General features: G+C 75.6%; 3 protein-coding genes. 2 read left to right on the forward strand and 1 reads right to left on the reverse strand.

All coding sequences use genetic code 11. The features are described from left to right. The first annotated feature begins 2 nt into the window (after window positions 1-2). Complete coding sequence (locus PVK37_RS20725) at window positions 3-13877, forward strand: non-ribosomal peptide synthetase/type I polyketide synthase (protein ID WP_275029239.1); 13875 nt, start codon at window positions 3-5, stop codon at window positions 13875-13877. Continuing rightward, complete coding sequence (locus PVK37_RS20730) at window positions 13874-15502, forward strand: condensation domain-containing protein (RefSeq protein ID WP_275029240.1); 1629 nt, start codon at window positions 13874-13876, stop codon at window positions 15500-15502. The genes PVK37_RS20725 and PVK37_RS20730 overlap by 4 nt, the downstream gene beginning before the upstream one ends. On the opposite strand, the gene PVK37_RS20735 is transcribed toward PVK37_RS20730, so the two are convergent. Beyond that, a complete protein-coding gene (locus tag PVK37_RS20735; protein ID WP_275029241.1) occupies window positions 15499-16815 on the reverse strand; it encodes a family 43 glycosylhydrolase in 1317 nt (438 codons plus the stop codon). The genes PVK37_RS20730 and PVK37_RS20735 overlap by 4 nt on opposite strands. Window positions 16816-16884 lie beyond the last annotated feature (69 nt).

A 16884-nucleotide genomic window follows, 5' to 3' on the forward strand; every position in this document is an offset into this window, starting at 1 on the left:
CGATGGACGCGCTGACCCGGGCCCTCACCGCCCGCGCCGAGATCGTCGAGGCCGCCGTCGGTGACCGGACCGACCGTGCCGGACGCCGGTGGCGGGTCGTCTACGTGGTACCCGCGCCGACGGTCACCCCGACCCGGGCCAGACGGGTGGCGGAGGCGGTGGCGCTGACCCTGCGTGACCCGTCCGGTGCACCGGTGACGGTGGCCGTGGTCTCCGGCGTCCCCCGCACCGTCGCAGGCGTCCCGGACGAGGCCGCGCTGGCGGCGTTGCCGGTGGCCGGCACCGTCGGCGCTCCGGTACGACCGGCCCCCGTCCCGGCCACCGACCGGCGGCACCTGGCCGACCTGATGCCGCTGCCGCCGCGCTGGGCGGCGACCGACCGGCCCGCCGGCACCCCCGCCGCCGCCGCGCCGGAACCGGCCGGGTCACCCGCTCTCACCCAGGGGCCACCCGACCAGGTCGACCCGGACGACCCGACCACCCTGCCGGAGGCCCTGCTCCGGGCGGCCGAGCGGTGGCCCACCCGGGGACTACGGGTCGTCGAGGCCGACGGCACCCAACTGCTGACGTACCCCGAGCTGCTCGCCGCCGCCCGGCGGACGCTGACCGGCCTGCGCGCCGCCGGCCTCACCGCCGGGCAGCCGGTCATCCTGCACGTGCCGTCCCTGCTGGACCACTGCGTCGCGCTCTGGGCGTGCCTGCTCGGCGGCATCCACGCCGTCGCGGTCGCCCAGGCCCCCGGCTACGACGACCGCAACGCCACGCTGGACAAGCTGGAACACGCCTGGCGTGGTCTGGACCGGCCACCGGTGCTCTCCGGCGGCGGCACCGTGGCCGCGTTGGGGCGGTACGCCGACCGTCACGGCCTGGACGGGATGCGGGTGCTCGACGTGGCCGGGTACGGTGACCAGCCGCCCGCCACCGAGTGGCACCGCCCCGCGCCCGGGGACGTGGCGATGCTGCAACTCTCCTCCGGCAGCACCAGCCGGTCGAAGGTGATCCCGATGACCCACCGGGGGATCGTCGGGTACGCGCGGGGCGCCCGGCAGGCCGGCCGGATGCGGCCCGGGGACGAGGTGCTCAACTGGTTGCCGCTGGACCACGTCGCCGGCATCGTCATGATGCACGTCGGCCCGGTCGTGCTGGGGTGTGGCACCACCCACGTCGCCACGCCCCTGGTGCTCGCCGACCCGCTGCGCTGGCTCGACCTGCTCGAACGGCACCGGATCCAGCACAGCTGGGCGCCGAACTTCGGCTACAAGCTCGTCTCCGAGGCGCTGCGGGCGGACCCGGGCCGCAGCTGGGACCTGCGCCACGTCCGCAGCCTGATCAACGCCGGTGAGCAGTGCACCGTACCGGTCATCCGACGGTTCCTCGCCGACGTCCGCGACTTCGGTGTCGGCCCCGACACCCTGCTGCTGGGCTGGGGGATGGCCGAGACCTGCACGGTGCTCACCTACCAGCCGGCCGACGACTCGGCGGTGCAGCACGTCACGCTCACCGCCGACGGGACCCGGGTCACCGTACGCGACGGGCCCGGCCCCGGCGTGACCAGCTTCCTCAGCATGGGGCCACCGGTACCCGGGGCGCGGCTGCGGATCACCGCACCGGACGGCAGCACCGTCCTGCCCGAGTGGCACATCGGCCGACTCCAGGTGACCTCCGACCGGGTCACCCCCGGCTACCTCCGCAACGACGACGCCAACCGGGCCGCCTTCCCCGACGGCGACTGGTTCGACACCGGCGATCTCGCCTTCCTCGCCGACGGCCGGCTCACCATCACCGGCCGCGGCAAAGAGGTGATCATCGTCAACGGCGTCCACTACTTCTGCCACGACATCGAGGACGTGGTGGGCGACGTGGACGGGGTGGCGGCGAGCTTCGTGGCCGCCGTCGGCGCGCCGGACGCCGAGGGCATCGAGCAGATCGTGGTGCTCTTCGTCGCCGAACACGACCCGGACGCCGCCCTGCTGACCCGGGTCCGTCGCCGGCTCGCCGACCGGCTCCAGATCACCGCCGCCCGCCTGGTGCCGGTGGCCCGGGAACGCTTCGAGAAGACCACCAGCGGCAAGATCCAACGCAGCAGCATGCGTACCCGCCTGCTCGCCGGCGACCACGCCGACGCCGAGCGGCTCGTCGATCTGCTGGAGGCCGGTCCGGACACCGTCCCCGACTGCCTCTTCCGTCCGCGCTGGACGCCCCGGACCATGGACATCGATCCGGCACCCGGGCCGGTGGTGGTGGTCGTCGACCGCCACGGACTCGCCACCGCGCTACGGGACGTCCTGCCCGACGCGCTGGTCGTCGAGGCCGGGGCGGCGGCAGCCACGGGTGACGGTGCGGACCTGCGCGCCGCGCTGGCCGCGCCGGGCCGCACGCCCGCGCTGGTCGTCCTCGCCCTCGGCTACCTGCCCACCCCGGACCCGGACGACTCCCGGGCCGTCGACTCCGCCGTCGAGACGTGCGGCACCCGGACCCTGGAGCTGCTACGCACCCTGGCCGACAGCGGCTGGACGGGAACCCTGCTGACTGTCAGCGCCGGCCTGTACCGGGTCCGTGGTGACGAACCCGGCTGCTATCCGGCGGCACTCACCGCCAGCCTCGCCGAGACCTTCGGCGTCGAACATCCCGGCGTCCGCGTCTGGCACCTCGACCTGCCCGGCCGGGACGTGCCGGCCGACGCCGCCGTGCTGGCGAACGCCACCGGCTGGCGGCACCGGGAGCCGGTGGTGGTCTGGCGGGACGCGCCGCACGTACGGACCCTGCACCGGGTCGAGGCGGACGATCCGACCGGTGCCGACCCGGTGGTCCCGCCGGGGAGCCGTTGGCTGGTCACCGGCGGGCTCGGTGGGGTGGCGCGGACCGTCCTGGGCAGGCTCGCCGCCGAACTCGACCTGCGGCTGCTGCTGGTCGGCCGGACCCCGCCGGGGCCGGCGGCCGGGCCGCAGCCCGGGGTCGCCGGTGGGCCGGGTGCCGGACAGCTCCGGTACGCCACCGTCGACATCACCGACGGCACCGCCCTGACGGCGGCGGTCACCGCCGCCGAACAGCAGTGGCAGGCCCCGCTGGACGGGGTGCTGCACCTGGCCGGTGACTACCGGCAGGCCCTGCTCACCGGGACCGACCCGCGGCGTTGGCGGGCCGAGGCCGCGGCCAAGGTGGACGGCTCGGTGCAGGTGGCCCGACTGCTGCGGCAGCGGCCGGGTAGCCGGCTGGTGGCCTTCTCGTCCCTGCTGACCCTGGTGCCGGTGGTGGGCGCCGGCGGCTACACGGCCGGCAACGCCTTCCTCGAGGCGCTCTGCGCGCACCTGTCCGTCGAACGCCCGGTCACCTGGGTGAGCTGGGGCATGTGGCGCGGCATCGGGATGAGCGCGGAGCGGGGCGGCGTCGAGCAGGCCACCCGGCGACACCTGCGGACCCTCTCCGCCGCCGAGGGGACGGCGTTGACCCGGCTGGCCCTGCGGCTGCCACCCGGGCACCTGCTGGCCGGTGTCGACCCGCACGCCGCCCGGGTACGGCACCAGGTGCGGCCCGTCCGGTCCCTGGAGGCGGTGGTGGCGGCCGACCCGGTGGACGTGTTCGGCACCCCGGTGCCGCCGGCCGTGTCCCCGCCCGAGCGACCGGAAGCCCTCGCCCCGGCCCTGCCACCAGCCCCGGACCGGGACGCGGTGCCGGCCCCGGACGCCCTGCCGGCCCCGGACGCGGTGCCGAGCCGGGACCGGTCCCGGTCACCGGGCGCCCCGTCGGCGACGGACCTCGTCCAGCCACCGGACGTCCCGTCGGCACCGGGCATGGTGCGGAAACCGGGCGTCCCGTCGGTGGCGGACGTGGCGGACAGCCCGCCGGTGCCGGTGGGGGCGGCGACCCGGGACCCGTTGGTCGTGGCCCGTACCGTCCGCGAGGTGCTGCGCCGGGTGCTGCCCGCCGGCACCGAGGAGGGCACCGCGTTCCACGACGCCGGGCTCGACTCGATCCGCCTGCTGCGCCTGCACACCCTGCTGCAACAGGCGCTGGACGTGCAGTTCCCGCAGACCGCCCTGTTCACCCGGGGTACCCCGGCCGCGCTGGCGGCGTACCTGGTGGACCGGCTCGCCGGGGCGACCGGCCAGGCCACCGGGACCGGTCGCACCCGGACGACCGGCGACGGCCGGATCGCCATCGTCGGCATGGGCCTGCGGTTCCCCGGAGCCGGGTCGGCCGACCGGTACTGGCGCAACATCCTCGCCGGGCGGGTCGAGGTCCGTCGCTTCGGCCGTGACGAACTGCTGGCCGCCGGCTGGCCCGCCGCCCTCGTCGACGACCCGACGTTCGTCCCGGTCAGCGGGGCGCTGGACGACATCGAGACGTTCGACGCCGAGGCGTTCGGCATCGCCCCGCGTGAGGCCGCGCTGACCGACCCGCAGCAGCGGATCTTCCTGGAGGTCTGCCAGGAGGCGCTGGAACAGGCCGGGTACGCCGGCACCCGGCGACGGGTCGGGGTGTTCGCCGGTTCCGGCATGCACCTGTACTCGCTCCGTTCCTACCTGCTCGAACAGCTCGCCGGCACCGACCCGGTCGACCATCTAGCCGCGTTGCAGGTGACCATCGGCAACCAACCCGACTTCCTCGCCACCCGGGTGGCGTACCGGCTCGGCCTGACCGGCCCGGCGTTGAGCGTGCAGACCGCCTGTTCCACCTCGCTGGTCGCGGTGCACCTGGCCGTACGGTCGCTGCTGGCCGGGGAGTCCGATCTGGCGCTGGCGGGCGCGGCGGCCGTGCACGTGCCCCGGATCGCCGGCTACCGCCACGCCGAGGGGTCGATCCTGTCGCGTACCGGGGTCTGCCGGGCCTTCGACGCCGACGCCGACGGCACGGTCGGCGGCAACGGGGTGGCGGCCGTGGTGCTCAAACGCCTCGACGACGCGCTCGCCGACGGCGACACCGTGCACGCGGTGATCCTCGGCTCGGCGGTCAACAACGACGGCGGAGCCAAGACCGGCTACACCGCGCCCACCGCCGACGGACACGCCGGCGTCATCCGGGACGCGCTCACCATGGCGGGCGTACCGGCCGCCTCGATCGGCTACCTGGAGACCCACGGCACCGGCACCCGGGTCGGGGACCCGATCGAGCTGGCCGCGCTGCGGGCCGTCTTCGGCGGGCGGGACACCCCGCTGCCGCTCGGCGCGGTGAAGGCCAACATCGGCCACCTGGACACCGCCGCCGGCATGGCCGGGCTGATCAAGGCCGTACTGGCGGTCCGGCACGGCCGGATCCCCCCGCTGGCGAACCTGCGCCGCCCCAACCCCGAGCTGGAGCTGGCCGACGGACCGTTCCGGCTCCCCACCGCCGACGGGCCGTGGCCGGTGCCCGGTCCCCGCCGGGCCGGCGTGTCGGCCCTGGGCGTCGGCGGCACCAACGCGCACGTCGTGATCGAGGAACCCCCGGCGGCACCGGAGCTGTCCCCGTCGGACCTGCCCACCGTCGTACCGCTCACCGCGCAGACCCCCGACGCGTTGGCGGCCCTCGCCGGCCGGGTGGCCGACCGGCTCGCCACCGACCCGCCCCGCAACGACGACCTGCTGGTCACCCTGGGCGCCGGACGGCAGCACCGCCGGCACCGGCTGGTCGCCTGGGCCACCGGCCCCGACGCGGCGGCGACCGTGCTGCGCGGCCGGCCGGACCAACCCGACCAGCCGGACCGGGCCGTCGGCTCGGTGGCCGGCGCGGTCCCCGACACCGGACCGGGGCCCGTGGTGTTCGCCTGCGCCGGCCAGGGTGGGCAGCTGCGGGCCGCCGCGGCCGGCCTGCTGGCCCACGAACCGGCCCGCGCCGTCCTGGAGACCTGCGCCGCGCAGTACCGGCAGGACTGGGGCAGTGACCTGCTGGCCGCGCTGCGCGGCGCGACCCACGAGTGGACCACCGCCACCGTGCAGCCGGCCCTGTTCGCCCTCCAGGTGGCCCAGGCCCGGCTGCTCGAGTCGGTCGGGGTCCGGCCCGACGTGGTGATCGGGCAGAGCGCGGGGGAGTACGCCGCCCTCTGCCTGACCGGCGCGCTCAGCCTCGCCGACGGCCTGCACCTGGCCGCCGTACGCGGTGACCTCATGCAGCGCGGCACCCCACCCGGCGCGGCGCTGGCCGTCCTGGCCGACGAGCCCGAACTGGCCCCGCTGCTGCACCGGGCCCCCGACGTCGAGGTGACCGTCTCCAACGGTCCCCGCCGGCACGTGGTCGCCGGGTCCCCGTCGGCGGTACGACGCTTCGCGCGGCAACTCGACGACGCTGGCGTACGGCACCGGCCGATGCCGACCGACCGGGCGTTCCACTCCGCCCTGCTGGACCCGATCCTCGACGACCTCGCCCGCCACGCCGCCACCCTCACCTGGCAGCCGCTGCGGATGCCGCTGGTCACCGGCGTCGGCGGGGTACGGCTCGCACCCGGGGAACTGCTGGGCGCCGAACACGTCCGCCGGCAGACCCGGCAGCGGGCCGAGTTCGGCACGGGCGTCGCCGGGCTGGTCGCCGACGGCTGTACCACTTTCGTCGAGCTGGGGCCGGAGGCCCTGCTCAGCATGCTCGGCCGGCAGTGGCCGCAGACCAGGTGGATCCCGGTACGCCGGGGCCGCGACGACGGCGGCGCCGAGGTGGTCGCCGCGCTGGGCGAGCTGTTCTGCCGGGGCGTGGAGGTCGACTGGGCGGCGCTCGCGCCGACCGGTCGCCGCGTACCCCTGCCCACCTATCCGTTCCAACGAACCCGGCACTGGGTGGCGGTTTCCCGCCCGACGCCGGTCGCCCCCACCGACGCCCCGGTCGCAGGAGGTCCCGCCATGTCCCCGGCCGCCACCCCGCCCACCACCGCCCTCGTGCTGCGCCGGGTTCGGGAACTGACCGCCGAGCAGCTCGGCACCGACGTGGACCGGGTACCGGAGGAGACGCCCTTCTTCGACCTCGGCGCCGACTCGTTGCTGATGATCAACCTGTTGCGGGATCTGGAGAGCACCTTCGGCATCCGGATCCCGATGCGGGAACTGTTCGAGGAACTGGACAGTCCGAGCCGCCTGACGGCGGCGATCGTCGAGCGGGCGGCCCCGGAGCGGCTGGCCGCCCTGGGCGGTCCGCCCGCCGGGGTCGAGGCGGGCGGACCGACCGGCACCGGCACCCCGGCGGCCACCGGGACTCCCGCACCTTCCGCCGCCGCGCCCGACCCCGGCGGGTACGTCCCGCACGCCGTCGGCGGCGTCGTGCCGGCGGTCAACGGCCTGACCGGGCCGGTTCCGCCCGTTCCACCGTTCCCGCCCACCGCGTCCGCTGCACCGGTTCCACCCGTCGCGTCCGTTCCGCCTGTCGGGTCCGTTCCGCCCGCTGCGGTCGCTCCGCCGGCTCCGCCCGTCGCCGCCGTTCCGTCCGTTGCCGTTTCGCCTGTCGCCGCCGCAGCGGCGGCCGGGGCGACGGTCGCCGGTACACCGACGGTCACCCCCGGGGCCACGCCGGTGGGGCCGGTCCCGTCGGCGGCCGGCGGCCTGCCGGCCGGTAATGCCGCCACCGCCGACCTGCTGCGCGGCCAGCTCGCCCTGCTGGGCCAGTTCACCGACCTGATGGCCCGGCAACTGTCGGCGTTCACCGCCGGACCGCCACCGGCCGGGCCCGGCTCGCCGGCCGCCGCCCTGCCACCGGCCGGAACGCCACCGACCGTCGCCACGGCCGGGACGCCGTCACCTGCTGGGCCGCCACCGGCCGGGGCACCGTCACCCGCCGCGTCACCACCGGCCGGGATGCCACCGACTGTCGCTTCGCCGCCGACCGTCGCTTCGCCGTCGGCCGGGTCTCCGTCGGCCGGATCGCCGGCTGTCGCCCCGCCGGCCGGGTCGGTCCCGGCCGAACCGGCCCAGCTCGGTCCCCGGCCGACCCGGGTCGGTGCCGGTCTGGGCGGCGGTCAGCTCGACCCCCGCCAGCAGGCGCACTTCGCCGACCTGGTCCACCGCTACACGGCGCGCACCCGGACCTCCAAGGAACTCGCCCAGCGGCACCGGCAACGGCTGGCCGACACCCGGGCCGTCGTCGGCTTCCGCCGGGCCACCAAGGAGCTGCTCTACCCGTTGGCCGCCCGCCGCGCCCGGGGCGCGTACCTGGAGGACGTCGACGGCAACACCTACGTCGACATCACCATGGGCTTCGGCAGTCTGCTCTTCGGGCACGAGCCGGAGTTCCTCACCCGGGCGATCGCCGCGCACCTCGCCGACGGGCTGCGGCTCGGACCCCGGGGCCCGGAGACCGGTGAGGCGGCGGACCTGCTCTGCGCGCTGACCGGCATGGACCGGGCGGCTTTCGCCACCACCGGTACCGAGGCCAACTCGGCGGCGTTCCGACTGGCCCGGGCGTACACCGGCCGACCGTTGATCGTCACCTTCACCGGGGCGTACCACGGCCACATCGACCCGGTGCTGGGCCGGGGGGTCCGCGACGGCGACGGGTGGCGCACCGTCCCGGTCTCCGCGGGTGTCCCGGACTCGGCGGTGGCCGACGTGCTGGTGCTGCCGTACGACGACCCGCGCAGCCTCGACGCGATCGAGCGGGCCGCCGACCGGATCGCCGCCGTGGTGGTCGAGCCGGTCCGCAGCCGCTACCCGGACCAGCAGCCGGCGGAGTTCCTGCACGGGCTGCGTGCCGCCTGCGACCGGCACGGGATGGTGCTGCTCTTCGACGAGATGCTCACCGGGTTCCGGCCGCACCCGCAGGGCGCCCAGGGCGTCTTCGGGGTCCGCGCCGACCTCGCCACCTACGGCAAGGTGATCGGCGGCGGTTACCCGATCGGCGCGGTCGCCGGCCGGGCCGAGATCATGGACTGGGTCGACGGCGGCTTCTGGAGCTACGGCGACGACAGCGTCCCGCCGCAGGACACCACGTTCTTCGGCGGCACCTACATTCAGCATCCGCTGTCCATGGTGGCCGCCCGGGCCGTACTGACCGAGCTGCGGGACCGGGGGCCGGCACTCCAGGACGGTCTGAACCGGCGTACCGGGCGGCTGGCCGCGACCATCAACGGCTTCTGCGCGGACGAGGGCTTCCCGCTGCGCGTGCACCACTTCGGGTCGTTGTTCCGCTTCGCCTCCGACGTCAACCTGGATCTGCTCTTCCACCATCTGGTGCTGGCCGGGGTGCACGTGTGGGAGTGGCGGAACTTCTTCCTCTCCGACGCGCACACCGACGCCGACGTGGACCGGATCGTCGATGCCGTCCGCCAGGGACTGCACGACCTGCGGGCCGGTGGTTTCCTGCCCCCCGGCCCGCAGCCCGCCCGGTCCCCGCAGCCCGTCGCCGGCACCGCGGTCGTCCCGGTAGCCGTCCCGATGGCACCGCCCTCCGTCCCGGCTCCCGGGCCCGCTGCGCTTCCCGGCCCGGTTCCCGTTCCTGCCCCGGGGACCGGCCAGGCGACCGGCCAGGCGAACGGGCAGTGGACCGGTCAGGCGACCGGGCCGGCAGCGGAGGGCGGACCGGTCCTCGACACCGCCGGCTCCCGGGCGTCCGGGCCGGTCGACCTGAGCCTGTACTTCTTCGGCGACTACCCGCAGGAACGCGTCCAGGACCGGTACGACGCGGTGCTGGACGCCGCGACCTTCGCCGACACCCACGGCCTGTACGCGGTGTGGCTGCCCGAGCGGCACTTCGACTCGTTCGGCGGCATCTTCCCCAACCCGTCCGTGCTGGCCGCCGCGGTGGCGGCCCGGACCAGCCGGGTCCGCATCCACGCCGGCTGCGCCGTGCTGCCCCTGCACGACCCGATCCGGGTCGCCGAGGAGTGGTCGGTGGTGGACAACCTCTCCAAGGGCCGGGTCGGCATCGGCTGTGCCAGCGGCTGGCACGCCCGCGACTTCGTGCTCGCCCCGCAGACGTACGGACGGCACCGGGAGGCCATGTACGAGGGGGTCGCCCAGCTCCGCCAGCTCTGGCGGGGAGAGTCGGTCACCCGTACCGCCGGCAACGGCGAACCGGTGCAGGTGCGGGTGTTCCCGCCGCCGGTGCAGCCGATGCCCCCACTGTTCACCGCCGTGGTCGGCAACCCGGACAGCTTCCGGCGCGCGGCGTCGTCCGGCCTCGGTGTCATCACCAACCTGATGTCGCAGGACGTGTCGCAGCTGGCCGACAACATCGCCCGGTACCGGGCGGTCCGGGCCGAGCACGGCATGGACCCCGACGGTGGCCGGATCGTCCTGCTGCTGCACACCTACCTCGGTGCCGACGGTGACCAGGCGCGGGCCGAGGCGTTCGGGCCGTTCTGCGACTACCTGCGCTCCTCGCTGGCCCTGTTCGGGCAGGTGACCAACAGTCTCGGCGTCACCATCGACCTGGACACCACCACCCCGGAGGACGTCGACTACCTGCTCCGCCGCGCCTACGACCGGTACACCGCCGACCGGGCCCTGATCGGCAGTCCCGAGGAGGCGCGGGCGATGGTGGACCGGTTCACCGCGCTGGGGGTCGACGAGATCGGCTGTTTCGTCGACTTCGGCCTGTCGCCGGACCGGATGCTCGCCGGGCTGTCCGGCATCGACCGGCTGCACACCCTGCTGCGTACCACCGACAGCGCGGGGGACGGGGCGGCCGTCGGCTCCCCGCTGACCGGCACGGGCCGGGAGATCTGGTTCGCCGACCGGATGCTGCCCGGCCGTCCCACCTGGACCGAGTCCCAGGTGGTCCGGCTGGACGGCCCGCTGGAGGTGGCCGCGTTGCGCGCCGCGCTGACGCTCGTGGTGCAGCGGCACCCGGCGCTGCGGTCCACGGTGCAGGAGGTCGACGGTGAACCCCGGCAGATCGTGGGCCCGGCCGGCCCGGTCGACCTGCCCGTGTACGACGCCACCGGCCAGGACGTGGCCCTGCTCGCCGAGCGGGCCGCCGAGGAGGAGACCCGGCAGCCGTTCGACCTGGCCACCGGCCCACTGTTCGCGCCCCGGCTGATCCGGGTTCACGAGCACCTGCACCTGCTGGTGCTGCGGCTGCACCACCTGGTCGTCGACACCCTGTCCGCCCAGGTGGTTGCCCGGGAGGTGTCCGCCGGCTACCGGGCGGCGGTGACCGGCCGACCCGCCGACCTGCCACCGCCGCCGCCGTGGCCGGCTCCGGCCGACGAACCGGCCCCGGAGCGGCTCGCCCCGCAGCTCGCCTACTGGCAGGACCGGCTCGGCCCCCGGCCGCCCCGGCTGGAGTTGCCGACCGACCGTCCCCGTCCGGCCGTGCCCAGCGGGGTCGGCGGGATCGCCCGCCTGGTGCTCGACGCGTCCCTCACCCGGGCGGTGCGTGACGTGGGCCGCCGTCACCGGGCCACCCCGTTCATGGTGCTGCTGGCCGGGTTCGCGGCGGCTCTGGCCGGCCACGGCCAGCAGCGGGACGTGCTGCTCGGTACGCCGGTCGCCCATCGGCCGGCCGGCGCGCAGAACACGGTGGGACTGTTCGTCACCACCCTGCCGCTGCGCCTGACGGTGGACCCCGACGCCGACTTCGGCACGGTGCTCCGGGCCGCCCGGACCGCGCTGCTCGACGCGCACGACCACCGTGACGTGCCGGTCAGCCGGGTGGCCCAGGCGCTCGGGGTCGCCCCGGAGCCCGGCCGGCACCCGCTGTTCGATGTGGTGATCGAGTACGACAACCAGCCGGCCTTCGCGTTCGACCTGCCCGGGGTGCAGGCCACCCTGCTGGACGTCGCGGTGCGGCGGGCCCCGTTCGACCTGACCCTGTTCGTCACCGACCTCGGTGAGACGATGCGGTTCCAGCTCAACTACGCCACCGACCTGTTCGACGCCGAGACCGCCGCCGCGCTGCTCGACGAGGTGGCGGCGGCGCTGGCGGCCGGATCCCGTCGACCGGACGAACCCCTGCTCCCGTTGCTGCGGCGGGCGGGTCAGGCCGCCGTGAACGGCTGGTTCGACCGGTCGTCGACCGTCGACGCGGCCGGCCCGGACGACGGTACCGGCACCGGGGGGAGCACACCGGCGGGCTCGGGGCAACCCGGGGAGTCGGAGCGACCTCGGGAGGCAGCGGGGCTTCCGGAGTCGGCGAGACTTCCGGAGCCGGGCTGGCAGGACGGCGGGCCGCCGGCGCCCGACGCCGATCGACCGCTGCCCGACCTGCTGCGCCCCGACCGGGCCACCGTGGTCGATCCGGACGAACACCTGTCCGGGCCGCGACTGCGGCAACGGGCGGACGCGGTGACCGCCGCCCTGCGGTCGGCCGGTGTCGGCCCCGGCGACCTGATCGGCGTCCACCTGCCGCGCAGCGCCGACGCGGTCGCCGCGATGCTCGGCGTGCTGCACGCCGGGGCCGGCTACGTGCCGCTCGTCCCCGACCAGCCCACCGCCCGCCTCGCCGACATCGTCGAGCAGGCGGCGCTACGGGTGGTGCTGTCCCGGTCGGCGCTGCCCGTGCTGCCCGGCGTCGCGGTGACCGTCCACGTCGACCGGCTGCCCGTCGACCGGGCCGCCCCGGAACCGGCGGCGGTCGGGCTGGACGATCCGGCGTACGTGCTGTTCACCTCCGGCTCGACCGGGCGGCCCAAGGGCTGCGTGATCCCGCACGGGGCGATCAGCAACACGGTCGCCTGGTACACCCGTGACCTGGGCATCACCGCCGACGACCGGCTGAGCTGGTTCTGTAGCCCGGGCTTCGACGCGTCCTGCCTCGAGGTGTGGCCGGCGCTGCGGGCCGGCGCGACCCTGCACGTGGTGCCGGACGACGTCCGGCTGGACCCGGTCCGCCTGCGGGCCTGGCTGGTCGACACCGGCATCACCGTGGCGTTCCTCCCCACCCCGGTGGGGGAGCTGCTGCTGGACCTGGACTGGTCGACCGGCCCCCGGTCGGTGCTGCGGCACCTGGTCGTCGGCGGCGACCGGCTCCGCCGGACCGCCCCGCCGGACGCGCCGTTCACCCTGACCAACGTGTACGGGCCCACCGAGGCGACCGTGGTCTCCACCTGGGTCCACCTGGACGTCGACACCGGCGACGACGTGCTGCCGCCGATCGGCCGTCCGGTTCCCGGTACCGTCGTCCGGGTCCTCGACGACGACGGGCGACCGACCCCGGTGGGCGTGCCGGGGGAGGCGTACCTGGGTGGGCGGCAGCTCGGCCGGGGCTACCTGGGCCGGCCGGAGGAGACCGACCACCGGTTCCTGCGCCACCCCGAGTACGGGCCGCTGTTCCGCACCGGCGACGTGCTGTGCTGGCGGCCGGACGGGCAGTTGGAGTTCCTGCACCGCACCGACGCGCAGGTGCAGATCCGGGGCTTCCGGGTCGAGCCCGGCGAGGCCGAGCACCACCTGCGCCGCCTGGACGGGGTGCGGGACGCGGCGGTACGCGGCTGGGCCGGCCCGGACGGCGACCACCACCTCGCCGGGTACGTGGTGCCGGACCGTCCCGGGCTGGAGCCGGCGGAGCTGGCCCGCCAGCTCGCCGCCCGGCTCCCGGACTACCTGGTGCCGACGACCTGGACGTTCCTGCCCGAGCTGCCCACCCGGGACAGTGGCAAGATCGATCGGGCCGCGTTGCCCGAGCCCGACCCGGTCACCGGCCCGGCCGACGGGGGCAGCCCACCCCGCGACGACCTGGAACGGCAGCTGGTCGACATCTGGCGCGCCGAGCTGGCGGTACCCCCGTTCGGGGTCGAGACCACCTTCTTCGCCCTGGGCGGCACCTCGTTGACCGCGATGCGCCTGCTCAACCGGGTGCGGGCGGAGACCGGGCGGACCGTACCGGTGCTCGACTTCCTCCGCGACCCCACGATCCGGGCGATGGCCGACCGGCTGCGTGCGCCCGCGCCACCGTCCGCCGCCGACGGTCCGGGGGGAGCACCGCGCGGGACCGGCGACCCCACCGGCGTCGAGGCGTCGCCGCGGGTCCGGGGGACGCTGTGACGGCCGCCGGGGAGGTCGACGAGCTGCTGCGGGTGCTGCGCGACCGGGACGTCCGGCTCACCGCCGACGGCACCCGGTTGAGCTACGACGCGCCGGCCGACGCGCTCGACGCGGACCTGCTCGCCGCGCTGCGCCGACTCAAGCCGCACCTGCTGGACCGGCTCCGCGCCCCGGCGGACCCCGACGGTCAGATGCTGGCCACCGCTGCCGACGGTCAGGTGCTGGCGACCGCGCCGGCCAGCCACTGCCAGGCCCGGCAGTACCAGATCACCGAGGAGAGCGGCACGCCGGTGCTGACCGTCGCGCTGCGGTTCACCCTGCGCGGCCGGCTGGACCGGGCGGCGCTGCACCGGGCGCTGTCCGATCTGGCCGTCCGGCATCCCGCGCTGCGCACCCGTTACGCCGAGCGCGACGGGGAGGTGCTCCAGCAGGTGCTGACGCCCCGCCCGGTGCCGGTGCCGGTGCGCCCGGTCGCTACGGAGCACCTGGACCGGGCCGTCGAGGAGTGGGCCTCGGTCCCGTTCGCCCTGCGTCGGGAACCGGCGTTCCGGGCCGTACTGTTCCAGCCGGTGGACGCCCCCGACGGCGGGGAGGCGGAGATCCTCGACGACGGGGAGGGGGCGGCCCTTGACGGCGGGGAACCGGACCGGCACGAGCTGGTGCTGGCCCTGCACCACGGCATCATCGACGGGCTGGCCGCCCAGGTGCTGGTCCGTGACCTCGGCGAGCTGTACCGGGCGGCGGTCACCGGTCACCCCGCCGACCTGCCGCCGCTGCCCGCCGACTACCTCGACTTCAGCCGCGAGGAGCAGGCGTACCTGGACCACGGGGACACCCGCCGGATGCTGCGCGAGTGGGCCGAGGGCCTGCCGGCGGGCACCGTACCGCTGCTGCTGCCGACGGACCGGCCGCGTCGGCCCGGCGTCACCGACACCGGTGGCGTGGCGCAGGTCGTCCTCCCGGCCGGGCTGGTGGCGGAGGTCGCCGGGTACGGTGTCCGCCGCAACGCCACCCCCTACGTGGTGCTCGCGGCGGCCTTCGCCTGGTTCCTGCACGACCTGACCGGTGCGCCGGTCGTCACGCTGACGATTCCGGTGGCCAACCGCGCCGACTCCCGGTTCGACGACGTGCTGGGGGTGTTCGCCCAGGCGGCCTGGCTGATCATCCCGGTGGCCGGGGCCGGCTCGTTCGACGACCTGGTCCGGCGGACCGCCGAGGCGACCTGGCAGGTGCTGGCCCGGCAGGCGGTGCCGGGGCTGGTGCAGAACGCCGCGCTGGGCGGGGCGTTCGCCGGCAACCCGCCCCGGATCCACTTCAGCATGCTGGACCTGCCCGACCCGGTGCTGCGGCTGCCCGGCGTCGAGCCGGCACCGGGCCGGGACGTGCTGCTCGCCGGGGCCCGCGCCAACCAGACCTGGCAGTTGCGGCCCCGCCCGGACGGGACGATGTCCCTGCTGGTCGAGTACGCGGCGACGCTGTTCGACGCCGGGACGGTCGCCGGCTGGCTCGACCGCTACCAGCGGCTGCTGCCCCGACTGCTGGCCACGCCGGAGCGTCCGCTGCCCCGCACCGGCGGCCCGGTGCCGACTCCGGCCGGTCAGGCGACCCCGGCGCCGGCCGGCTAGGCGATCTCGACGAAGTCGAGTTCCGCCCAGCGGCTGAGGTGGTTCAGCCGGATGGTGTTGTGACCGGCGTCCAACGTGACGTCGACGCGTACCTGCCGCCAGGTCTCCCACCCGGTGTCCGGGTAGCTGACCACCTGCGCGGCACCCCCGTTGACGGTGAGCGTGTGCTGGGCGTCGCCGTAGCCGGCGGAGTAGGCGACGTGCGCGGTGTACCCGCCGGCGCGGGGCGCGAAGACGGTGACCTCCACCCAGCTGTCCGGGTGGTCCAGGTACGCCACGGCCTGCCCCTGGGAGGCGGTGCCGGTGGCGCGGACGGCGCAGTTGTTGAGCCGGCCCCGTTCCGCCTCGTACCGCACCCGGCTGCCCCGCACCACCGGGAAGCCGCCGGACCAGCCCAGGTCGGCCACGTACATGCCCCGGGCGGTGCGGTTGTCGATCCAGCCGTGGAAGACGATCCGGTCGCCGCCGGCCTCCCGTACCACGTCGGCCCCGCCGGGGCCGAGCACCGCGTTGTCCAGGCTGGCCGTGGTCAGCAGCGAGCGGTACGCCTTGGTGTACGGCCCGGTCAGCGAGGGGGAGGTGGCGTAGCTGGTCTGGTAGGCGTCGCCCCCGTAGCCGCCGAGGGAGTAGAACAGCACGTACTGGGTGCCGACCCTGGTCAGTACCGGTGCCTCGATGACGCCGCTTTCCTCCGGCCGGCCGCTGCGCAGCAGCTCCACCCGACCGCCCTGGAGGGTGGTCCCGTCGGCGGCGACCTGCTGGAGCCAGAGGCTGGTCGGCTGGCCGATCGCGTTGCCGTCGTCCTTGTAGAGCAGGTACCGCAGGCCGGTGCCGTCGACGAAGCTGGACGCGTCGATGTCGCCGCCCTCGCCGCCGTCGCAGATCAGCGGCCCGGTGCCGACCGGGGTGAACGGGCCCAGCGGCGACATGGCGGTGGCCGCGCCGATGCACTGCCGGCCCACGCTGCGGCTGAGCGCGGTGTAGTAGAGCACGTACCTGCCGTCGGCGCGGCGGAACACCTCGGGTGCCCAGGTGCGTCCGCCGCTGGCCCAGGCGCCGAGGGTGGGCAGGGCGTCGGGCCGTCGGGTCCAGGGGCCGGTCAGCGAGGTCGCCGTGGCGACCGGCACGTTGCCGTGGCCGTTGTTGGTCGAGTAGGCGTGGTAGGTGTCGCCGACCTTCAGGATGTCCGGGTCGGGGAAGTCGCTGGCGATGACGAGCGCCGGAGCCGTGGTCGCGGCGGCGGCCGGCGGCGGGCTGAGGACGACGGGGCCGGCCGCGAGCACGGCGACCAGGCTGGCGAGAAGTCGACGCATGAGGAAACCCAACCATCCTCATCGATGCAATGGAAGGGTTGACGGATCCGTGTCGACGTCGGTCGCTCT

The sequence above is a fragment of the Micromonospora cathayae genome (assembly GCF_028993575.1).
Taxonomy (GTDB): Bacteria; Actinomycetota; Actinomycetes; order Mycobacteriales; family Micromonosporaceae; genus Micromonospora; species Micromonospora cathayae.

Coding starts and splice junctions, on each gene's coding strand:
- PVK37_RS20725 (WP_275029239.1), top strand. CDS start 3: ATGGACGCGCTGACCCGGGCCCTCACCGCCCGCGCCGAGATCGTCGAG.
- PVK37_RS20735 (WP_275029241.1), bottom strand. CDS start 16,815: ATGCGTCGACTTCTCGCCAGCCTGGTCGCCGTGCTCGCGGCCGGCCCC.